We start from the raw sequence: 20,500 nt of genomic DNA on the forward strand, positions 1-20,500 counted from the left end.
TTGTAATTAGTTGCGGCTCAGGGTCTGCAGCAGCTCGTTCTTCGACAGGGTGCCCTTGAAGGCCCCTTCGCGGTCGAGCACCGGCACCGGGTACGGCAAGTCGGCCGCGATCCCCAGCACTTCGTGCAACGGCGTGTCGGTGTACACCGGCTGGCGCTCGTGCAGGCTGTAGCGGTCACTGGCGGTGCCACCGCTGGCGTCGGTGTCGACCACCCCCAGCAGCTGGCCGCGGTCGTCGACCAGGTAGCCAAACGGTACGCCGGCCTGGAAGCTCGGCGCCTTGCCGTTGACCTTGCACACCACCGCCGGGTCGAACTTCGCCACATCCCCGGCTTTGAGCACCCGCGAGCTGTCGAAGCTCTTGAAGAAGGTGCGCACGTAATCGTTGGCCGGCTGGTTGATCAGCTCCTGCGGCGTGCCGATCTGCACCACCCGGCCGCCTTCCATGATCGCGATGCGGTGGCCGATGCGGATGGCTTCCTCGATGTCGTGGGAAATGAAGATGATGGTGCGCTGCTGCTCGGCCTGCAGGCGCATCAGCTCGCCCTGCATTTCGCTGCGGATCAGGGGGTCGAGGGCCGAGAAGGCTTCGTCCATCAGCAGAATCGTCGGGTCGTTGGCCAGCGCACGGGCCAGGCCCACGCGCTGCTGCATGCCGCCAGACAACTGGTGCGGGTAGCTGTGCTCGTGGCCGGCCAGGCCGACCTGGGCCAGTGCCTCGCGGGCACGGCTGTGGCGCTCAGCTTCCGACACACCGGCGATCTCCAGGCCAAAGGCGGTGTTCTGCAACACGCTCATGTGCGGCATCAGCGCAAAGGACTGGAACACCATGCCCATGTCCTTGCGGCGCACGTCGAGCAGGTCTTTATCGGAGAGGCCGGTGATTTCGCGGCCGTTAAGGTGGATGCTGCCGGAAGTGGGTTCGATCAGGCGATTGAACAGCCGCACCATGGTCGACTTGCCCGAGCCGGACAGGCCCATGATGACGAAGATCTCGCCACGCTTGACGGAAAAGCTTGCATCGAACACGCCGACGACGTGGCCGGTCTTGCTGAATATTTCGTTCTTGTCGGCACCCTTGTGGAGCATCTCCATGGCCATGTCCGGGTTGGGACCGAACACTTTGAAGATGTTTTTTACCGAAAGAATCTCATCGGCATGGCTCATACGACCCTCTTTATTATGCTTATTAACCAATCTATCAACATCGCACTTTCAATAAGGCGGGTAGATCAGTGCGAGTACGCTTGGCAGTCCGTTCAAATTCGAACGTGAGTCGGAACCGGCACGCAGAATGTCCTGCTTCAAATTATCGACATCGATGTCTCAATGCCGCGCCGTAGCTTCAACGTTAGGCCCTGATCCAGACAGGGTCCAACGACATTTGCATGGCGCTAACCATTACCTGAAGTTATCAATCACGCTACAGCCGTTGCGGCAGACCGCCTGCGCATTTACCGCCGGCCGTGCAACAGGCTAGAGTGACTCACCTGGCGAGACGAAGGACCTCACCCCACCATCATGGTCAGACACTCCGAACCCGATCAGACGCTGATCAAGATGCCTTCGCTGCGCGCGGTGAAAGTCTTCGTCGCGGCCGCCAAATACCAGAACTTCACCCGCGCCGCCGAAGCCCTGTGCGTGACTCAGGCAGCGGTCAGCCGGCAGATCCGCGAGCTGGAAACCTACCTGGGCGCCGAGCTGTTCGACCGGGTTGGGCGCGCCGTGGAACTGACAGTGGCCGGCTCGATCTTCTTCGATGCCGTGCAGTTATCGTTCGTCAACATCAGCCAGGCCGCCGAGCGCATTCGCAGCAACACCAACACCAAACACGTGGTCACCCTGTGCTGCTCGCCGGCCTTCGCGGCGCTGTGGATGGGCCCACGAATGCCGAAGTTCTTCGAAGAAAACCCGGATATCGACATCAACCTGGTGACCACGCAGAACTTTCTGGCGATGGAGCCGGGAGTGCGGCCGGACATCTACATCACCAAACTGGGCAAGATCCAGGCGGGTTACAGTTGCCACCCGCTCAACCATGACGTGATCTACCCGGTATGCGGCCCGCAGTACCTGGCCCAGCACCCGGAACTGGCCACCTTGGAGGGCATCCGCGATGGCTCGTTGCTCAACCTCAGCCCCTACGGCCGCTCCCAGGTCGCAGAACACGTCGACTGGAATGTCTGGTTGGCCTTTCACGATGTCGACTTGAAATCCCGCGCCAACACCGCGCCGCATTTTTTCAATGCCAACGACTACAACCTGCTGGTGCAGCTGGCCTTGAGCAACCAGGGCGTGGCGCTGGGCTGGCACCACCTGGTGGCGCCGCTGGTTGCCCAGGGCTTGCTGGTGCGGCCGGTGGAACAGCAGTTGGTACTGAAGGACACCTTCCACTTCCTCGCCTTCAACGAAGACAAGGAACACGACTCCAGCTGTCGACGCCTGCGCGACTGGCTGCTGCAGGAATTCCAGCCGTTGCTGGACGCCAGCGCGTAACGCGGCTCCGATCGTCAGTTCGACGCATTATCCCTGTGGCACAGGCGTCAAATGATTCCAAAGGCCCCTTTGGAGAAGCCCAATGACCCAGCACGCCGTGGCCCGCCTAGAGCAGCTCGACCCCAAACGCCCCCTGCGCGTACAGGCCGGCAACGAAGAAGTGATCCTGATTCGCCAGGGTGACCGGGTCCACGCGTATCAGGCCAATTGCCCGCATGCGGGCGCGCCACTGGACGAGGGCGTGATCTGCAACGGCCTGCTGGTCTGCCCCTGGCACAAGGCCGCCTTTGCCGTCGACGAAGGCGCGGTGTGCGAACCGCCGGCACTGACCGACCTGCGCCGCTATGCCGCAACGGTCAAGGACGGCGAAATCTGGGTTGACGATCAGCCCCTTCCACACGCCGAACCGCCGCGCCATAGCGATGCCCGCTGCTTCGTCGTCATCGGTGCCGGTGCCGCAGGCTCGGCCGCGGTCGCAACGTTGCTGGCGCATGGTTTTGGCGGTCGTCTGGTGTGGATCGACCAGGAACGCAAGCCCGCCTACGACCGCACCGCACTGAGTAAATTTGTCATCGCCGGGGAGATGCCGCCGGATGAGGTACCTGCGCTGCTGGAGGCCGACCAGTTGCGCAAAGGCCAGTTGGAGAGGTGTTTCGGCAAAGTGCGTGCGCTGGACGTGAAGAAGCGCCAGATCACCCTGGCCGATGGCAAGCGCATCGACTATGACGCGGCGTTGCTGGCCACGGGCGGCAAGCCACAGCGCCCCGACCTGCCCGGTGTCGACCTGGCAGGCATCGTCACGCTGCGTTCACGCGAGGACGCCGCGCGCCTGCTGGATGCCGCCGAGCCTGGGCAGCCGGTGGTGATCGTCGGCGACAGTTTCATCGGCCTGGAGGCTGCCTCGGCCTTGCGCAAATATGGCGCTCAAGTGCACGTGGTGACCCGCCATGAGGTCCCGTTGAGCAAACAACTGGGTGAGCGCATCGGGCGCAGTATCCGCGAGCTGCATGAGCGCAAGGGCGTGGTGTTCCATGGCCCCACCGAGGTCGAAGGGTTTATCGGTGAGGAGCGGGTCGAGGCTGTGCTGCTGGCGAATGGCGAAAAGCTGGCGACGCCATTGGTGCTGCTCGGCACCGGGGTCTCGCCGGCCACCGGGTTCGTGCAGGGTATGGCGTTGGCCGAGGACCGTTCGTTACGGGTCGACGCAGAACTGCATGCCGGCGAGCGGCTGTGGGCCGCCGGCGATATCGCCACCTTCCCGCTTGCCGGCCGCCCGGTGCGTATCGAGCACTGGCGCCTGGCCCAACAGCACGGCGTGATCGCTGCGGCCAACATGCTCGGCGAGCAACGCCGGTACGCGGATGTGCCGTTTTTCTGGACCTATCAACATGGGCGCACTTATGAGGTGCTGGGACATGCGCACGCTTGGGATCGCATCGAATTCGTCGGGGAGCCGGAGAAAGGCGATTTCATAGCCTTGCAATGTGTGGGTGAACAGATCGAGGCGGTGATCGCCAAAGGTTATTCGGATGCCATGGCTCAATTGTCGCAGCGGATGAAGCGGCCGTTGAGCCTGGATGAGGCGCTACGACTCATTGATTGCCCCGTCTAGTTATCCAGTGCTCACTGGGGACCGTACCGCCAGAGTGCCGGTCCCCCCTTTCCCCAATCATCCCGGTATCGTGCCCGCCATCGATTTTTCATCTTTGGAGCGGCAATGAAACTCTTCCAACCCCTGCAAATCGGCCCACTGACACTGCCCAACCGCGTATTCATGGCTCCCCTCACCCGCCTGCGCAGCCGGGAGCCGGGCGATGTGCCGACGCCGATGATGGCCGAGTACTACGCGCAACGCGCCAGCGCCGGGCTGATCATCACCGAAGCCACGCAGATTTCCTTCCAGGCCAAGGGCTACTCGGGCTCACCCGGCATCCACAGTGCCGAGCAGATCGCTGCCTGGCGCCTGGTCAACGAAGGTATCCACGCGGCTGGCGGCCACAGCGCCGTGCAGGTCTGGCACACCGGCCGGATATCCCACACTTCGCTGCAACCGGGAGGCGAAGCGCCAGTCGCGCCGTCCGCCCTGCCCGCCGATGCCCGTACTACGTTGCGAGACGAGCACGGCAACCTGGTACGTGCCGAGACCTCAGCACCGCGCGCATTGAGTGAAGCGGAAATCGCCGGCATCGTTGCCGATTTTGGCCAGGCCGCCGTGAATGCCCGCGAGGCTAATTTCGATTTCATCGAGCTGCACGCCGCCCACGGCTACCTGCTGCACCAGTTCCTCACACCGAGTGCCAACCAGCGCGAAGACCGTTATGGCGGCAGTGTCGAAAACCGTGCGCGTATCGTGCTGGAGGCCGTGGATGCGGCGATTGCCAGCTGGAGCGCTGACCGTGTGGGTATCCGGATTTTCCCGCTGGGTGGCTTCAACGGTGTGGACAATGGCGAGGATCAGGAAGCTGCAGGGTTGTACCTAATCGAGCAACTGGCCAAGCGTAACCTTGCCTACCTTCATCTGTCCGAACCAGATTGGGCAGGGGGCAAGCCGCTGCGTGACACCTTCCGTGAGGCAATTCGCGCGGCCTACCCTGGAGTGATCGTGGCGGCTGGGGCGTATACGGCCGAGAAGGCTGAAGACTTGATTGAGCGCGGGTTGATCGATGCAGCCGCTTTTGGCCGCAGTTTCATTGCCAACCCCGACTTGGTGGAGCGGTTCCAGGCAAATGCCCAATTGAATGAACATCGGGCGCAATTCGACTATGCCAATGGGCCTGAGGGCTACACAGACTACCCGTTCCTGCAGCGGGCCTGAGCCGGCGCTACGGCAGATATGAAACGGGGCCTTCAAGGGCCCCGTTTCATTGACGTCCGACTTACTCAGGACGTACTTGAGCAGCCTGCATACCCTTCTGCCCTTTTTCGGCAACGAAGCTGACGGTCTGGCCTTCTTTCAAAGACTTGAAACCATCCGACTCGATTGCCTTGAAATGAACGAACAGGTCATCACCACCCCCTGTCGGGGTAATGAAACCAAAGCCTTTTTCATCGTTGAACCATTTAACAGTTCCGGTCTGTCTGTTGGACATGCGCTGAATCCTCGATCGCTATCTGCGTGTTGCATTGGGTGAACGTGGCGGGTATCTGGTCGTTTGACAAGCCCCGGTGCGTACCAGTGTCGACCATCCAATGCGAAGGCGCCACTGGCAATTTACCCAGCCTTGATTCAAGCGCCCACCGGCACCTTTCAACTGCGTCTTTTCCCAATCATCGCTCCCAAGGCACGCCCTCCTGCCAACTTGCCACCAACAGGTCGATAAATCCGCGCACCCGTGGTGACAGGTGGCGCTTGCTCGGGTAGACCACGCGGATCGGGTCCGCCGGTGGCCGGTAGGCGTGCAGCACTTCGACCAAGGTACCGGCGCGCAGGTCGTCAGCGGTGATGTAAGTGGGCAGGTGAATCAGCCCGAAACCCGCCCGCGCACCGTCGAGCATCGCTTCGGAACTGTCGATGTTCAGGCGCCCAGGTTCCTCGCACAGGTGCAGGCCCTCGGCCGTATGAAAGCGCCACGGCATGGATTTTTCGCCAGCGAGAAAGGCAATCTTGTCATGCCCGTAGAGGTCCGCTGGCACCTGCGGTACCCCATGCTGGCTCAAGTAATCCGGCGAGGCGCAGGTGACGAACTGCTGCCAGCCCACCGTGCGGGTGAGCAACTGCGAATCCTCCTTGGGTGCGCCGATGCGCACGGCGATGTCCACGCCCTCCTCGACCAAGTCGACGAACCGGTCGGTAAAGCGTATGTCGGCACGCAGTTCTGGCCATTGCTTGAGGTAGGCATCGAGAATCGGCCGCACATGGCGCTGGCCCAGCGACAGCGGCGCGGTCAGGCGCAGGGTGCCGGTGGGTTTGCCGCGTCGCAGGGCCATGGTGCTTTCGACCTCGTCCAAGTCGTCGAGAATCTGCCGCCAGCGCTCGAAGGCCACCAGGCCTTCGTCGGTCAAGCTCAGCTTGCGCGTGGTGCGGTTGAGCAGGCGAACCGCCATGCGCGCTTCCAGCCGGGCGATGCTCTTGCCCACGGCCGAGCGCGTCAGCCCAAGGCTTGCCGCTGCGGCGGTGAAGCTGCCGGCTTTGGCGGCACTGACGAAGGCCGCGATGTCGCCGAAGCGGTTGGGTTCCATGGCAGGCTCCTGCGCAGAGTGAAGACCCGCTTAGATGGGTGCATTTTGGCGCATTGCAAGGGCATGGCTACAACAGCCCTTGCAACCCTTTGATGGCCAGCAGGTGCAGCGGGTAGAACAGATAGCCCCACTTGCCCACCACCGGCATTGGCCGATGATCGCAGCGCAGCAGTCGGCTGCCGATAGGGATGGCCAATGTGGCGGCAGCCAGGGTCAGCAGGGTGAATGGCGCCGTCAGGTGCCCGAACAACCAGCTGTTGGTCAGGTTGCCGGCCACGGCCAACAGGCAAGGTAGCAGCCAGGCGGCACTGCCGCGGTTGCGTGCCATGAGCCAAGCCGCCGGTAGCAGTACACCGGGCAAGCCGTACATCACTTGCGCACCGAACAGGGTCGCGATCAGTAAAGCACCGAGCCCGATCAACCGTGCCGGCAGTTGCGGGTGCCGCACGCCCCAGGCCACCAGCAACCCCAAAGTCAGCGTGGGGATCACGCTGAGGGTCTGGGTGGCGGGGTCAAGCCAGCGGTAAGGCCCTTCGGACAGCACCGCAAAGGCCAGCATCCAGCCCAGGTAGCGCAGGTTGCCACGGGTGAACAGGCTACCCGCCGGGCTGCGCCCGACATTTACCGCAATGGCCAGGCAGAACAGCGGAAACGCCAGCCGGCCGACAATGAACAAGCCATCGGCGGCCGGCCAGAGATAACGCAGATGGTCCGCGACCATGGTCACGATCGCGGTCCACTTGACCAGGTCGAGGCCCGCCGAACGCATCGTTCAACGCCCGGGTACGGCGGTTTGGCCCAGGTACTTGCTGGTCCACGCAGCCAACGGCAGCGGCGGTTGCTGATCAAGGATGCGCCGCCAGATCAACGCCAGGTCGTGGCTGTTGAACATCGAGCCTACGCCGGCGCCCCGCCACGCGGTTGGGGTGTTGGCAACCCACTGCCCCTGCGCGTCACGGTGAGCCATGTTGAAGCGGAAGGTGTAGTTGCCGGGAATGCCCATGCGCAGGTCAGTGACCACCAGCGCGCCGTCCACCTCGTCGTAGCGCAACCAGTCATCGGTAAACCAGCGCAGGCGCTGCAACAGTGGCACATCGGCAAGCGCGTCAGCGAGCGGAAGGTTCAGCGCCAAGCGCTGCATCTCGGGAGGCTCGTGATCGAAAACGCTGCTGACGCCTTCGTAGTAGTCTCCGTCTGGGGTCTTGGCCAGCACCCGCCAGACCAGACTGTTGAATGCGATTGGGACGGCGCGCACGTGGCTGACGACAATGCCCTGCTGGTCCAGCGCAGCCTGGAAACGCTGCTCCGCAGCCATGCGCCCAGCCAAGCCGAAACCCAGATAGGCCGTGCTGAACACCAGCGCCAGACTCAACAGGCGCAGCGCCCTGGCACTGATGCCCTTGAACGCTGCGTAGAGCACGGCGGCTAACAGTGGCAGGGTGTACACCGGGTCGATGATGAACACCGAGGCCCAGCTTTGCGGCGTGAACTGTAACGGCCAGAACAGTTGCGTGCCGTACACCGTGAATGAATCGAGAATCGGGTGGGTGACCAGCACCAGCCAGAACGCCAGGAACAGCCTCGGCAAGGTATAGCCCTTGTCGGGCCAGTACTTATGTCCAAGCCCGTTGACCAGCCAGGCGAGCAACAGCGCCAGGCCGGTCAACACGAAGATGGAGTGGGAAAAACCCCGGTGGTAGGTCATCTGCGACACCGGGTCGGCGTAACGGATGACCACATCAAGGTCCGGCACGGTGCCCAGCAGAGCACCGTAAAAGAGCGAACGACGGCCCTGGATGCGGCCGAGTACCGTGCCCTGCAGGGCGGCGCCAAGTACGGCTTGGGTGATGGAGTCCAAGGGAAGGCTTCCTGAATGGGCAATAGCGGAAACCTAACCCTCGAACGCTTCACGGTGCAAATGCTGCTGTGTGACAACGCGTGGCTACAGCCTCAGAACAGCTGCCAGGTGTACACCAGAATCAGTCGGTTCTCATCGATATCACTGCGGTAGTTGGACCGCGCCATGGCATTCCTCACCCGGATTCCCAGCCCCTTGAGCAGCCCGCTCTGCACCGCGTACCCCAGGTCAATGTCACGCTCACGATCCTTGCCTTCGAATCCCAGGCCGGTGTCAACGTTGTTACCGGTGATGTAGCGCACCGTCGCTGTCAGCCCTGGAATGCCCATGGCCGCGAAGTTGTAGTCATAACGCAGCTGATAGGAACGCTCGTCGGTATAGGCAAACTCATAGGTGGGCACCTCGTTGCCCAATGGCGAGATGTTGGCGAAGACCCTTGGGAACGGGCTGTCGCCATAGATACCTTGGTAGCCGACATGGACACTGTGCCCGCCGCGCCTGGCCGTGAGCAGCGAGAAGAACGCCTGGTTGTCGATGCTGCCCAGTAGCGCGTCGCCGTCTTCGCGGGCGGTGAAGTAGCCGAGGTTGGCACTGAGCACCCAGTCCCCCAGTGGTTTGCTGTGCTTGAGGCCAATGAAACCTTGCTCGTAGCTATCTTCCAGTTGTCCGTACCAGAGGCTGACACTGCTCTGGTTGGCGTTGAACGCATAGTCGCCACCTGCGTAGTTGAAACCATCGCTCTCGGCCTGGCGTTGAGGTACATGGCCGAGCATGGCGTTCATCTTGCCGTCGCCGCCTTCGTTGCGCAGGTGCGTAGACCTCAGATGCCCGGCCTGCAGCGTCAAGCCGTCCAGCTCGGCCGAATTCAGGCTCACGCCCTGGTAAGTCGGCGGCAGCAGGCGGATGTCGCTGAAGGTCAGCACGGGCAGGTTGGGTTGCAGCTCGCCGACGCGCAGTTCGGTCTTCGACAGCTTGGCCTTGAAAGTCGGTGCCAGGCGACTGTAATTGTCGGCGGCGCGGCCATCGCCCTGCACCGGCAGCAGGCCGGTGTTGACCCGGTCCGGGCTGCTGTCGAGCTTGATGCCGAGCAAGCCCAGTGCATCCACGCCAAAACCGACGGTCCCCGGCGTGTAGCCGGACTTGAAGTCGAGGATGAAACCCTGGGCCCACTCTTCGGCCTTTGACTGCTGATTGGCACCGACGATGTCGGAATAGTCGCGGCTGAAGTAATAGTTGCGGGCGCTGAGGCTGGCTTTGGCATCCTCGAAGAAGCCGCCTTCGGCGGCGAGCAGCGGTTGGCTGAGCAAGCTCAGCCCAATGGCGACGCAGGGGGTGTGGTTCATTCCGAAGCTCTCTTGATCTTGTTTTTATGGATAAAGCGCGGGGAACACGGTTTTTCAGGGAACGCGACGCAGGGCCTCCCGTGTTTGCGGCCGGCGCAGGCTCAGAAGCGCATGCGCCAGCAGGCCGAACAGCAGGCCCCAGAACGCTGCCGACAGGCCAAGGAAGGACACCCCCGAAGCGGTGACCAGGAAGGTGAACAGCCCGGCATCGCGCTCGGTCGGCTCAGCCAGGCTGCGGGCCAGGGCCTCACTGATCGCGCCGTACAGGGCAAGCCCGGCCAGGGCGGCGATCAGCGCGGCGGGAAAGGCGGCGAACAGCGACATCAGCGTCGCCCCCGCTATGCCCAGCAACAGATACAACCCGCTGCCTGCCAAGGCCGCGATATAGCGGCGGCGCGGATTGGCATGGGCCTCATGGCCGGTGCACAGGCTGGCGGTCACGGCCGCTAGGTTCAGGCCGTGGCAACCGAAGGGCGCCAGCAAGGCGCCGCCGATGGCGCTGGCACTGATCAACGGGCTGGCGGGGATGGCGAAACCGGCATTGCGCAGCACCGCCATGCCTGGCATGAACTGCCCAGTCAGCGCCACCAGCACCAGCGGAAGCGCCAGGCTGAACAGCGCCGCCACGCTGAACTGCGGGATGATCCACTGGGGCGAGGCCAGCTCCAGTACCAGCGCTTCGCTACGCAACGCCCCGCTGGCGACCGTCACCAAGGCGCCCACGCACAGCACCGCTGCCACCGCATAGCGCGGCTGCAGCCTGCGCATCAGCACGTAGGTGACGAACATCGCCAGCACCAACACCGGCTGCAGCGGCAGCGCGCGAAACACCTCGGTACCGAAGCTGAAGAGGATGCCGGCTTGCATGCCTGCCGCGATCGAACCTGGCAGGCGCGCAATGATGCGATCGAAAGCCCCGCTGATGCCGATCAGCAGCAGGACTCCATTCGCAATCAAATAGGCGCCCACGGCCTGTTCCAGGCCAAGCTGGGGCAACGCCGTGACCAGCAGCGCCGAGCCTGGGATGGACCAGGCGATCACCACCGGCACCCGGTAACGCAGGCTGAGCACCGCGCCAAGCACGGCGCTGCCCATGGAGATCGCCCAGACCCAGGAAGACAGCAGGCCGTGGGACAGGCCCGCAGCCTCGGCGGCGTGGAAGATGATCACCAGTGGGCCGGCGTAGGAAATCATCGTCGCGATGCAGCCGGCGACGATGGCTGAGAGCGAGCAGTCCTTGATCAGGGTTTTCATGAGGCCTCAGCCTTCCTGCAATGCCCGAGGCCGTCCGCTGCGCTGCTCATCCACGCTTTCCTGAGCTTTCTGCAGCTGGAAATCGAACTTCAACTCGGCATAGCGCCCCTCGCTGCCTTCATGGAACACCACCTCTCCTACCAACCCATCGCGCGTGGCATAGGCGAAGTCGTCCCACAGGTACTTGTCGCCGGACAGGTTGATCTGCGTGGTCAGGTGCCGATGACCTGGCGCCGAGATGAAGAAGTGCACATGCGCCGGGCGCTGGCCGTGGCGGCCGAGCAGGTCCAGGCACTCCTGGGTCGGCCCCTGCGGGTCGCAACCGTAACCGGACGGCACGATGGTGCGCGCGCGATAACGCCCTTCGGCATCGGTGACGATGCGTCGGCGCAAGTTGTATTCAGACTGGCTCTGGTCGAAGAACGAATAGGTGCCACGGGTGTTGGCGTGCCAGAGGTCGACCGTGGCACCGGCCAGCGGCTGGCCCTGCGGGTCGAGTACCTGGCCTTCGAGGAACATGAGCGTGGCCACGCCCTCTTCGCTGCCATCGTCCATGCGCACTTCGCCCTGGGCGATGGGTGCGCCAGCGACGTAAAGCGGACCTTCGATGGTGCGCGGGGTACCGCCGGTGAGACCGGCCTCGGCGTCCTTGGCATCCTGCAGCAAGTCGAGGAAATGCTCGATGCCCAGGCCCGCCACCAGCAGCCCGGCCTCGCCGCGCCCGCCCAGGCGATTGAGGTAGTCGACGGCATGCCAGAACTCGTCCTCACTGATCTCCAGGTCTTCGATCAGGCGGGCGGTGTCCTGCAGCAGGCGCTGGATGATGCGCTTGAGGCGCGGGCTACCTTCGTCATTGCCAAAGCCTGCGGCTTCCTCGAAAAACTTCTGGGCTTCGGCAGTGTGGGAAATTTTCACGGTCATGGGGGATACCTCGTCTTGTTCTTGTGCAGAAGGCTGGGTTCATCGGTCGTCGCTGTGGATCGACGACGGGTGACGGCACAGGCCATCGACCTCGATGTCCATGTAGGGGAACAGCGGCAGCTGCATCAGCGTGTCGTGCAGCGCCTCGACACTGGGCACGTCGAACACGCTGTAGTTGGCGTAGTGCCCGGCGATGCGCCACAGGTGGCGCCAGGTACCCTCGCGCTGCAGGCGCTGGGCTAGTTCCTTTTCGTCGGCCTTCAGTTGGGTGGCCTTGGCCGGGTCCATGTCGACCGGCAGTTTTACGGTCATCTTTATGTGGAACAGCATGCTTTATCTCCTTTCTGCGTTCTGGCTCGGATACTGTGGGAGCGGCTTCAGCCGCGAACACCGGCAAAGCCGGTGCCATCCACCGCGTCGCCTGTTTCGCGGCTAAAGCCGCTCCTACAGGGGGATGTGTGCTTCCTTCAGTGGCGGGTGAAGCGGGCGAGCTGCGCTTCGTTCAGGCTCAGGCCCAGGCCCGGGGTACGCGCCACGTGCAGCTGGAAGTCGCGGTACTGCGGCGCCTCGTTGACGATTTCTTCAGTCAGCAGCAGTGGGCCGAACAGCTCGGTGCCCCAGGTCAGCTGGCGCAGGGTGAGGAAGGCATGCGCCGAGGCCAGGGTGCCGATCGAGCCTTCGAGCATGGTCCCGCCATACAGGGCGATGCCGGCCGCCTCGGCGATCTGCGCGGTGCGCAGCACGGCACGCGGGCCGCCGTTCTTGGCGATCTTCAGGGCGAAGATGCTGGCAGCACCCTCGGCGGCCAGGCTGAAGGCGTCCTCGACGCTTTCGATGGATTCGTCGGCCATGATCGGCGCCGGGCTGCGCTGGTTCAGACGGATCTGCCCACTGCGGTTGATGCGCGAAATCGGCTGTTCGATCAGGTCGATGCCGTTGTCACCCAGCACCTGACAGGCGCGGATGGCCTGGGACTCGTCCCAGTACTGGTTGACGTCGACGCGCACACTGGCACGCTCGCCCAATTCGCGCTTGATCGCTACCACGTGTTTGAGGTCCTGCTCGACCGGATTGGCGCCAATCTTCAGCTTGAACACCCGGTGGCGGCGGATCTCCAGCATGTGCTGGGCCTCGGCGATGTCGCGCGCGGTGTCGCCGCTGGCCAAGGTCCAGGCCACTTCCAGGCTGTCCCGCACGCGCCCACCGAGCAGCTCGCTGACCGGCAGGCCCAGGCGCTTGCCCTGGGCGTCGAGCAAGGCGCTCTCGATGCCGGACTTGGCAAAGGTGTTGCCCTTTGCCAGCTTGTCGAGCTTGAGCATGGCGGCATTGATGTTGTCGGCGGCCATGCCGAGCAGTGCGGGTGCCAGGTGCGCGTCGATATTGGCCTTGATGCTTTCAGGGCTTTCGTAGCCATAGGCCAGGCCGCCAATGGTGGTGGCTTCGCCGATGCCTTCGACGCCATCGCTGCAGCGCAGGCGCAGCACCACCAGGGTCTGCTGCTGCATTGTATGCATAGCCAGCTTGTGCGGGCGGATGGTCGGCAGGTCGACGATCAACGCCTCCAGCCGTTCAATGGTCGGGCTTGTCATGCAAGAGCTCCAGTTCAGTCAAAGAAGGTCAGGCCGTCGCCGCCAGGGCGTGACGCCGGCCGCTGGCCAGGTGCACGGCCATGGCCAGTGCGGCGATCGCGCCGGGGATGGCGAAGGCGATGAAATTGAGTTGCAGCGGCAGGTTGATGCCCATCAGCGCACCGCCCAGTAGCGGCCCGACGATGGCGCCGTTGCGGCCGATACCCGAGGCCCAGCCAAGGCCGGTGGAACGCACCGACAGGCCGTACAACTGGGCGGCGCCGGCATACAGGAGGATCTGTGTGCCGATGGTGCTGGCGCCGGCGATGAAGATCAGCAGGTACAGCACCGGCATCGGGCTGTTGACGCCCAGCAGGCTGATCGACAACGCCGCTGCCAGGAAGAACGCCACCTTGACCTTGACCAGGTTGTAGCGGTCGCCCAGCCAGCCGCCAAGAATCGCCCCGGCCATGCCACCGAAGTTCAGGGCCAGCAGGAACGACAGGCTCGAACCCAGGCTGTAACCGGCATTGGCCATCAGTTTTGGTAGCCAGCTGCTGAGCGCGTAGACCATTAGCAGGCAGCAGAAGAATGCCAGCCATAAAGCCAGAGTTCGGGTGGCCAGGCCGTTGCGGAACAGGTCAAGGACGGCGCTGAATCGGCCGGCCCTTTCGCGGGGCAAGCCCGCTCCCACAGTGAACTGCAGGGTGTCATCTGGTTGGACATCACAGCCAGGATCAAGGCGCTTGAGCAGCATGCGCGCCTCGTCGCTGCGCCCCTGGCGCACCAGGAAGCCGATGGATTCCGGCAGGCAGTAGAGGATCACCGGCAACAGCAGCAGCGGCACGGCAGCGGCGAAGAACATCGACTCCCAGCCAAAACGCGGCAGCATGAAGATGCCCACGCCCGCCGACAGCATGCCGCCCAGCGAATAGCCGCTGAACATGATCGCCACCAGCGTGCTGCGCAAGCGCTTGGGTGCGTATTCGTTCATCAGCGCCACTGCGTTGGGCATCAGGCCGCCGCAACCGAGGCCGGCGATGAAGCGGTAGATGCCGAATTCGCTCGGGCTGCTGGCAAAACCATTGAGGATGGTCGCCCCCGAGAACAAGGCGAAACAGATGGCGATCCCTTTCTTGCGCCCAATGCGGTCGGCCAGGCTGCCGAAGGCCAGCGCTCCGAACATCATGCCGAACAGCGCGTAACTGCCCAGGGCGCCGGCCTGCAACGGCGTCAGGGCCCACTCTTTCATGATCACCGGCAGCACCACGCCGTAGATGAACAGGTCATAGCCGTCGAAGATCAGCAGCAGGCCGCACAAGGCCATGACTCTCCAATGGAAGGCGCTGAAGCGGGCGTTGTCGATGATCGGGTGCACGTCGAGGGTTCGCATGGCATCTGTCGCTCTTGTTGTTTTTGTGGAGGAAAAGCGTGCCTGGAGGGTGAGCCTCAGCCGAGGTCACCGCCCCCTACCGGCAGGGTCACGCCGGTGATGTAGGAGGCCTCCTCGGAGGCCAGGAAAAGGATCGCGCCGACCTGTTCGTCGATGCTGCCGTAGCGGTGCATCAGGCTGCTGTCGAGGGTCTGTTCGACGATCTGCTGGTACCAGACCTTGTCCTGCTCACCCTGCGCGGCGTCGTTGCGTGGCACCCGCCGAGGCGGCGCTTCGGTGCCACCGGGCGCGGTGGCGTTGACGCGGATGCCGCGGCCGGCGGTTTCGAAGGCCAGGCAGGCGGTCAGGGCATTGACGCCGCCCTTGGCCGCGCCGTAGGGCACGCGGTTGACGCCGCGGGTGGCGATGGACGAGACGTTGACGATGGCGCCGCTGCCGCGTTCGAGCATGTACGGCAGCGCGGCATGGCAGCACCACAGGGTGGGGAACAGTGAGCGGCGCACCTCGGCCTCGATCTGCTCGACTTCGTAGTGCTCGAACGGCTTGGCCCAGATGGTGCCGCCGACGTTGTTGACCAAGATGTCGATGCGGCCGAACGTTTCCACCGCCGTGGCCATGACCCGGGCGCAGTCGCTGTGTTGTTCGAGGTCGGCGATAAGGGTCAGCATGCCCTCCCCGGCCAGTTCGTGGACCAGCTCGGAGCGGTCCACCGCCACCACCTGCGCGCCTTCGGCCTTGAGCCGCCAGCACACGCCCCGGCCGATGCCTTGGGCGGCACCGGTGACCAGGGCAACTTTGCCTTGAAATCTTGTATTCATCGTTATTTCTCCATGCTTGGGCAGCACTTAGGCGGCGGCTGCCGCAAACTTCTCGAAATAGAAATTCGCCGGGGTGATGCCCTGCTCGCGGATGTACTGGCTGACTGCCTCGACCATCGGTGGCGGCCCGCACAGGTACACGTCGACATCGCCGTCATTGAGGTGGCGCGGCTCGATGTGCTGGGTCACGTAGCCCTTCTGCGGATGCTGGCTGTCGGGGTTGGCCACGCAGGCGCTGAAGGTGAAGTTGGCGATGCGCGCAGCCAGGGCCTGCAGGCGGTCCAGCTCGACCAGGTCGAAGTCGTTGGTCACCCCGTAGATCAGATGCAGCGGGTGCTCGCTGCCCTGTTCGGCGATCTTTTCCAGCATGGCGGTGAACGGTGCCAGCCCGGTGCCGCCCGCCAGCAGCAGCAAGGGGCGCTGGATCGGCCGCAGGTAGAAGCTGCCCAGCGGGCCGGCCAGGCTCATGCTGTCGCCGGCCTTGGCGAGGCTTGTGAGGAAGCTGCTCATCAGCCCGCCCGGCACGTTGCGGATCAGGAAGCTGACCTCGCCATCCTTTTGCAGCGAGCTGAAGGAGTAGGCGCGGCTCTGGTCGCTGCCCGGCACGCTGAGGTTGACGTACTGCCCCGGCAGGAAAGCCAGGCGGCTCAGCGCTTCGCCCTTGATCGACAAGGCAATCGTGCTGGCCGACAGCTGACGCACGTCGCTGATTTCGGCCTGGAAACTGGCCTGCTCGGTCTTGCACACCTGGGATGACGCCGGGATGCGTACCACGCAATCACTTTCGGCGCGCATCTGGCAGGTCAGCACGTAGCCTTCGGCGATCTCATCGATGCTCAGGGCGTCTTCGATGAAGTTGTCGCCCAGGTCGTAACGCCCGGACTCGGCCTTGCACTTACAGGCGCCGCAGGCGCCGTCGCGGCAGTCCAACGGGATGTTGATGCCTTGGCGGTAGGCGGCGTCGGCCACGGTTTCATGGCCGCTGGCCTCGATGAAGCGGGTAACCCCGTCTTCGAAATTAAGCGCGATCTGGAAGCTCATGTTGCACCTCGCGGGCGAAGCTGGCCGCGGCGCGCTCTTGGGGCACACCGGGCAGTTCGCTTTGCCTCGAATCAGATGTGGTAGACGTCGATGACCTGACGCACGTAGTCGTTCTTCAGCACCACCTTCTTGACCTTGATCAACGGCTGTTCGCCGCGCAGGTCGAGGGTGTAGAAGCTCGTGCCGAAGTAACTGTCGGTGGTCTTGTAGCGAAAGCTCAGGGTGTGCCAGTTGAAGCGCACATCGCAGCTGCCCTCGCCGTGGTCGACGATCTCGATATTGCTGATGTTGTGCGAGGTGCGGGTGTCCGGCACGGTCGCGCTGGAACGCTCGGTCTTGATGCGGAACACCCGATCCTCTAGGCCGCCACGGTTGCCGTACCAGATCAGCGAGATCTCGCTTTGCGGATCTTCGGTCAGGGTGTCGTCATCGTCCCAGCTCGGCATCCAGAAGGTGGCATCGCTGGCATAGAGTTCAAGCCATTGGTCCCACTGGGCATCGTCCAGGTAGCGCGCCTCGCGGTAGAGGAAATCGCGTACGGTTTCGTAAAGGCTCATTGCACGGCCTCCACGGAGATCAGGCGCTGTTCACCTTCGAGCGCCTTGAGCATGGTGTCCTGCCAGTACTTGTGCTGCAGCACGAACAGGCCTTCGTCCTCAGTACGCACGCCCGACAGCAGCGGCTTGAGCTCGATTTCGCGGGCAGCCTCGTCGGCGCCTTCGACCCAGTGCGCCGCACCGCGTGACATGTCGTTCCAGCCGGTGCCGCCGCCGTAGCCGGTCTGGCACGAGCGGAACTCTTCCAGATCATCCGGGGTGGCCATGCCGCTGACGTTGAAGAAGTCTTCGTACTGGCGGATACGGCTGGCACGGGCCTCGGCGCTCTCACCTTTGGGCGCGATGCAATAGATGGTGATTTCGGTCTTGTTCACCGAAATCGGCCGGGCGATGCGGATCTGCGAGCTGAACTGGTCCATCAGGTACACGTTGGGGTACAGGCACAGGTTGCGCGAGTTCTCGATCATCCAGTCGGCGCGGGCCTGGCCATGGTCGGCGATAAGTTCAGCTCTTCGCTCAAATGCCGGGCGATCCTCGGGGTTGGCCCAGCGCGTCCACAGCAGCAAATGGCCGTGGTCGAAGGAGTAGAAGCCGCCGCCCTGCTTGGCCCAGGCACCGGCGCTCATGGTCTTGATCTCGTCACCCGCTTCGCGCTGCTTGCGCTGGTTCTGGGTGGCGGCGTAGTTCCAGTGCACAGAGCTTACGTGGTAGCCGTCAGCGCCGTTTTCGGCAGTGAGCTTCCAGTTGCCTTCGTAGATGTACGAGCTGGCGCCGCGCAACACTTCCAGGCCCTCGGGGGACTGGTCGACGATCATGTCGATGATCTTCGCCGACTCGCCCAGGTGCTCGACCAGCGGCTTGACGTCGGCATTGAGGCTGCCGAACAGGAAGCCGCGGTATGACTCGAAACGGGCGACCTTGGTCAGGTCGTGGGAGCCGTCGCAGTTGAAGCTGTCGGGGTAGCCGGCATTGCTCGGGTCTTTGACCTTGAGCAGCTTGCCGCTGTTGTTGAAAGTCCAGCCGTGGAACGGGCAGGTGTAGCTGGAGCGATTGCCGCGTTTGTGGCGGCAGAGCATGGCGCCGCGGTGGCTGCAGGCATTGAGGAAGGCATTGAGCTCACCGTCCTTGTTGCGCGCGATGAAGATCGGCTGGCGCCCCATGGTCAGGGTGAGGAAGTCGTTTTTCTCGGGGATCTGGCTTTCGTGGGCCAGGTAGATCCAGTTGCCCTCGAAGATGTGCTTCATCTCCAGGTCGAACAGCCGTGGGTCGGTGAACATCTCGCGCTTGCAGCGGTAGATGCCCTGTTCACGGTCGTCCTCGAGCATGGCATTGAGGTAATCGAATCCCAGGGACATGGCCGGGGTCTCCATTGTTATTGTTCAGACCGGCTCAGGTTAAGGGGCGCATCTGGGGGGCAATATCCTTCTGCTGCACAGCGCTATCCAGTTCGTGCAATTATCGATGCGATAGCATTTATCCATTGAACGCGGTGTATCACCTGAAGTAAGCTCGGGCTCATTCACTGGAGAGCAACATGCCGAAAGTCACCCGCAACCACGCCAACCACACCGGTCGCACCCTGCGCCCTGTGCTGGCCGTTGCCGGCTGCAAGGCACTTACCTGCTCGTATTTTGGGTATTGGTTTAGCCACTAGGCGCCGATACCCACACGGCGCCCACCTTCGAGGGGCCGCCGAACATGAGAATACTCAAACCCCCGGTCGGCTCCCCGACCGGGGGTTTTGCTTTTCAGGCTTCTGAACATTACCGAATCACACTGAGGACGCTTTCATGAACTACGCCACTTACTACTACGCAAGCACCTACGCCTGGCGATTTAGCCATTCCCGCTCGGGCCAGCCTGCCGCCTCCGATCGGACCGTCCACGGTGGCAACGCTGCAGCCAATTTGAATTCAACGATCAGTCGAACACCTCGATAGCGGCCGACCGCGCGGGCCAGAACCCGCCGTCCGCCCAGGGAACCTACGCCATGCAAGCCTCCAACCTCGCTCTGCCCCTGACCCAGCCGCACGCGGCCAACACCACCGTCAGCCGCCGCCTGCCCAGCCCGCACCTGCTCAAGCAGCAGATGCCGCTCTTCATTGAACATGCTCAGCAAGTCCAAGCCCAGCGCCAGGCCATCCGCGCCGTCCTCGAAGGCCGCGACCCGCGCCTGCTGGTCGTCGTCGGGCCATGCTCGATCCACGACCCCCGCTCAGCCCTGGAATACGCCGACCGCCTGGCGGCGCTCAGCCGCGAAGTGGATGACAAGCTGCTGTTGGTGATGCGCGCCTACGTGGAAAAACCCCGCACCACGGTGGGCTGGAAAGGCCTGGCCTACGACCCGCACCTCGATGGCAGCGACGACATGCATGCCGGCATCGCCCTGTCCCGTGGCTTGATGCTGAACATGATCGAGCGTGGCCTGCCGATCGCCACCGAGCTGCTGCAGCCGATGGCCGCTGGCTACTTCGACGACTTGCTGGGCTGGGCGGCGATTGGCGCGCGCACCACTGAGTCGCAGGTGCACCGTGAGATGGTCAGCGGCCTGGAGCTGCCGGTCGGCTTCAAGAACGGCACCGACGGCGGTGTCGCCATCGCCTGCGACGCCATGCGCAGCGCCGCCGCCCCGCACCGCCACTTCGGCATGGATGCGCAAGGCTACCCGGCGATCATCGAAACCCTGGGCAACCCGGACACCCATCTGGTATTGCGCGGCGGCCACAAAGGCCCGAACTACGACGCCACCAGCATTGCCCAGGCCCGCCAAGGGCTGGCCAAGGCCGGGCTGCAGGCGCGGATCATGGTCGATTGCAGCCATGCCAACAGCGGCAAGGACCCGGCGCGCCAGCCGGTGGTGTTCGAGGAAGTGTTGGCCCAGCGCCTGGCCGGCGATACCTCGATTGTCGGGGTGATGCTCGAAGGTCACCTGTTCGATGGCTGCCAGGCATTGGGCAAGGGCGCGCTGAAGTACGGTGTGTCGATCACCGACGGCTGCCTGGGCTGGGAGGCGACTGAAACCCTGCTGCGCGATGCCGCAGCACGTCTGTAGTGAAGGTGCGGCAAGCCTTG

Annotated in this window: 19 protein-coding genes; 4 read left to right on the forward strand and 15 right to left on the reverse strand. The window is 63.6% G+C overall.

Features of this window, described 5'->3' with window-relative positions:
* Positions 1-6: 6 nt before the first annotated feature.
* Positions 7-1,167 (reverse strand): glycine betaine/L-proline ABC transporter ATP-binding protein, encoded by a 1,161-nt coding sequence (locus tag ACIQUF_RS04665; RefSeq protein ID WP_403128976.1) that lies wholly within the window; start codon positions 1,165-1,167, stop codon positions 7-9.
* A 354-nt stretch (positions 1,168-1,521) separates the two neighbouring features.
* On the opposite strand from ACIQUF_RS04665, the gene ACIQUF_RS04670 reads away from it, so the two are divergent.
* The 3 genes from ACIQUF_RS04670 to ACIQUF_RS04680 all read left to right on the forward strand — a co-directional run bounded on the left by ACIQUF_RS04670 (position 1,522) and on the right by ACIQUF_RS04680 (position 5,311).
* The gene (locus ACIQUF_RS04670; protein WP_403128978.1) at positions 1,522-2,496 is read left to right on the forward strand and encodes a LysR family transcriptional regulator; all 975 of its coding nucleotides are present in this window, start codon (positions 1,522-1,524) and stop codon (positions 2,494-2,496) included.
* Positions 2,497-2,578: 82 nt separating this feature from the next.
* A complete protein-coding gene (locus ACIQUF_RS04675) occupies positions 2,579-4,108 on the forward strand; it encodes an FAD-dependent oxidoreductase (RefSeq protein ID WP_403128981.1) in 1,530 nt (509 codons plus the stop codon).
* A gap of 105 nt (positions 4,109-4,213) precedes the next feature.
* Positions 4,214-5,311 carry an alkene reductase gene (locus ACIQUF_RS04680; RefSeq protein WP_403128983.1) on the forward strand — a complete coding sequence of 366 codons (1,098 nt, stop codon included), beginning with the start codon at positions 4,214-4,216 and terminating at the stop codon, positions 5,309-5,311.
* Positions 5,312-5,372: 61 nt separating this feature from the next.
* On the opposite strand, the gene ACIQUF_RS04685 is transcribed toward ACIQUF_RS04680, so the two are convergent.
* From ACIQUF_RS04685 to benA, 14 genes are all read right to left on the reverse strand, one after another.
* On the reverse strand, positions 5,373-5,585 hold the full coding sequence (locus ACIQUF_RS04685; RefSeq protein ID WP_047229330.1) for a cold-shock protein: 213 nt from the start codon (positions 5,583-5,585) through the stop codon (positions 5,373-5,375).
* Positions 5,586-5,763: 178 nt separating this feature from the next.
* Positions 5,764-6,675 carry a LysR substrate-binding domain-containing protein gene (locus ACIQUF_RS04690; RefSeq protein WP_403128986.1) on the reverse strand — a complete coding sequence of 304 codons (912 nt, stop codon included), beginning with the start codon at positions 6,673-6,675 and terminating at the stop codon, positions 5,764-5,766.
* Positions 6,676-6,742: 67 nt separating this feature from the next.
* The gene (locus ACIQUF_RS04695) at positions 6,743-7,444 is read right to left on the reverse strand and encodes a TraX family protein (protein WP_403128988.1); all 702 of its coding nucleotides are present in this window, start codon (positions 7,442-7,444) and stop codon (positions 6,743-6,745) included.
* Between the two features lie 3 nt (positions 7,445-7,447).
* On the reverse strand, positions 7,448-8,533 hold the full coding sequence (locus tag ACIQUF_RS04700; protein ID WP_403128990.1) for a metal-dependent hydrolase: 1,086 nt from the start codon (positions 8,531-8,533) through the stop codon (positions 7,448-7,450).
* 92 nt (positions 8,534-8,625) lie between these two features.
* The gene (locus ACIQUF_RS04705; RefSeq protein ID WP_403128992.1) at positions 8,626-9,876 is read right to left on the reverse strand and encodes an OprD family porin; all 1,251 of its coding nucleotides are present in this window, start codon (positions 9,874-9,876) and stop codon (positions 8,626-8,628) included.
* A gap of 54 nt (positions 9,877-9,930) precedes the next feature.
* Positions 9,931-11,130 (reverse strand): benzoate/H(+) symporter BenE family transporter, encoded by a 1,200-nt coding sequence (locus tag ACIQUF_RS04710; protein ID WP_403128994.1) that lies wholly within the window; start codon positions 11,128-11,130, stop codon positions 9,931-9,933.
* Positions 11,131-11,136: 6 nt separating this feature from the next.
* Positions 11,137-12,051, reverse strand: coding sequence for a catechol 1,2-dioxygenase (catA, locus tag ACIQUF_RS04715; protein ID WP_403128995.1), 915 nt, complete (start codon positions 12,049-12,051; stop codon positions 11,137-11,139).
* A gap of 39 nt (positions 12,052-12,090) precedes the next feature.
* Positions 12,091-12,381 carry a muconolactone Delta-isomerase gene (catC, locus tag ACIQUF_RS04720; protein WP_403128996.1) on the reverse strand — a complete coding sequence of 97 codons (291 nt, stop codon included), beginning with the start codon at positions 12,379-12,381 and terminating at the stop codon, positions 12,091-12,093.
* 137 nt (positions 12,382-12,518) lie between these two features.
* The gene (locus ACIQUF_RS04725) at positions 12,519-13,640 is read right to left on the reverse strand and encodes a muconate cycloisomerase family protein (protein ID WP_403128997.1); all 1,122 of its coding nucleotides are present in this window, start codon (positions 13,638-13,640) and stop codon (positions 12,519-12,521) included.
* Between the two features lie 28 nt (positions 13,641-13,668).
* Positions 13,669-15,012, reverse strand: a complete 1,344-nt coding sequence (locus ACIQUF_RS04730) for an MFS transporter (RefSeq protein WP_403128999.1) — start codon at positions 15,010-15,012, stop codon at positions 13,669-13,671.
* Positions 15,013-15,068: 56 nt separating this feature from the next.
* Entirely contained in the window at positions 15,069-15,830 is a 762-nt protein-coding gene (locus ACIQUF_RS04735; RefSeq protein ID WP_403129001.1) for a 1,6-dihydroxycyclohexa-2,4-diene-1-carboxylate dehydrogenase, read from the reverse strand.
* A 27-nt stretch (positions 15,831-15,857) separates the two neighbouring features.
* Positions 15,858-16,871 carry a benzoate 1,2-dioxygenase electron transfer component BenC gene (benC, locus tag ACIQUF_RS04740; RefSeq protein ID WP_403129003.1) on the reverse strand — a complete coding sequence of 338 codons (1,014 nt, stop codon included), beginning with the start codon at positions 16,869-16,871 and terminating at the stop codon, positions 15,858-15,860.
* A gap of 71 nt (positions 16,872-16,942) precedes the next feature.
* Complete coding sequence (gene benB / locus ACIQUF_RS04745) at positions 16,943-17,428, reverse strand: benzoate 1,2-dioxygenase small subunit (RefSeq protein WP_403129005.1); 486 nt, start codon at positions 17,426-17,428, stop codon at positions 16,943-16,945.
* Entirely contained in the window at positions 17,425-18,783 is a 1,359-nt protein-coding gene (benA, locus tag ACIQUF_RS04750) for a benzoate 1,2-dioxygenase large subunit (protein WP_403129006.1), read from the reverse strand. Before benA ends, benB begins: the two co-directional genes overlap by 4 nt.
* A 635-nt stretch (positions 18,784-19,418) precedes the next feature.
* Between benA and ACIQUF_RS04755 the strand changes: the two genes are divergently transcribed.
* Positions 19,419-20,480 (forward strand): 3-deoxy-7-phosphoheptulonate synthase, encoded by a 1,062-nt coding sequence (locus tag ACIQUF_RS04755; protein WP_403129008.1) that lies wholly within the window; start codon positions 19,419-19,421, stop codon positions 20,478-20,480.
* Positions 20,481-20,500 lie beyond the last annotated feature (20 nt).

Origin of the sequence: Pseudomonas sp. NPDC090233, from assembly GCF_044772285.1 — a bacterium.
GTDB lineage: Bacteria > Pseudomonadota > Gammaproteobacteria > Pseudomonadales > Pseudomonadaceae > Aquipseudomonas.

Bases quoted from the DNA above. Each gene is read 5' to 3' on its own strand.
- catC (WP_403128996.1), bottom strand. From the start codon at position 12,381: ATGCTGTTCCACATAAAGATGACCGTAAAACTGCCGGTCGACATGGAC.
- ACIQUF_RS04730 (WP_403128999.1), bottom strand. From the start codon at position 15,012: ATGCGAACCCTCGACGTGCACCCGATCATCGACAACGCCCGCTTCAGC.
- ACIQUF_RS04725 (WP_403128997.1), bottom strand. From the start codon at position 13,640: ATGACAAGCCCGACCATTGAACGGCTGGAGGCGTTGATCGTCGACCTG.
- ACIQUF_RS04665 (WP_403128976.1), bottom strand. From the start codon at position 1,167: ATGAGCCATGCCGATGAGATTCTTTCGGTAAAAAACATCTTCAAAGTG.
- benC (WP_403129003.1), bottom strand. From the start codon at position 16,871: ATGAGCTTCCAGATCGCGCTTAATTTCGAAGACGGGGTTACCCGCTTC.
- benB (WP_403129005.1), bottom strand. From the start codon at position 17,428: ATGAGCCTTTACGAAACCGTACGCGATTTCCTCTACCGCGAGGCGCGC.
- ACIQUF_RS04695 (WP_403128988.1), bottom strand. From the start codon at position 7,444: ATGCGTTCGGCGGGCCTCGACCTGGTCAAGTGGACCGCGATCGTGACC.
- ACIQUF_RS04675 (WP_403128981.1), top strand. From the start codon at position 2,579: ATGACCCAGCACGCCGTGGCCCGCCTAGAGCAGCTCGACCCCAAACGC.
- ACIQUF_RS04710 (WP_403128994.1), bottom strand. From the start codon at position 11,130: ATGAAAACCCTGATCAAGGACTGCTCGCTCTCAGCCATCGTCGCCGGC.
- ACIQUF_RS04755 (WP_403129008.1), top strand. From the start codon at position 19,419: ATGCAAGCCTCCAACCTCGCTCTGCCCCTGACCCAGCCGCACGCGGCC.
- ACIQUF_RS04685 (WP_047229330.1), bottom strand. From the start codon at position 5,585: ATGTCCAACAGACAGACCGGAACTGTTAAATGGTTCAACGATGAAAAA.
- ACIQUF_RS04680 (WP_403128983.1), top strand. From the start codon at position 4,214: ATGAAACTCTTCCAACCCCTGCAAATCGGCCCACTGACACTGCCCAAC.
- ACIQUF_RS04735 (WP_403129001.1), bottom strand. From the start codon at position 15,830: ATGAATACAAGATTTCAAGGCAAAGTTGCCCTGGTCACCGGTGCCGCC.
- ACIQUF_RS04705 (WP_403128992.1), bottom strand. From the start codon at position 9,876: ATGAACCACACCCCCTGCGTCGCCATTGGGCTGAGCTTGCTCAGCCAA.
- catA (WP_403128995.1), bottom strand. From the start codon at position 12,051: ATGACCGTGAAAATTTCCCACACTGCCGAAGCCCAGAAGTTTTTCGAG.
- ACIQUF_RS04670 (WP_403128978.1), top strand. From the start codon at position 1,522: ATGGTCAGACACTCCGAACCCGATCAGACGCTGATCAAGATGCCTTCG.
- ACIQUF_RS04690 (WP_403128986.1), bottom strand. From the start codon at position 6,675: ATGGAACCCAACCGCTTCGGCGACATCGCGGCCTTCGTCAGTGCCGCC.
- benA (WP_403129006.1), bottom strand. From the start codon at position 18,783: ATGTCCCTGGGATTCGATTACCTCAATGCCATGCTCGAGGACGACCGT.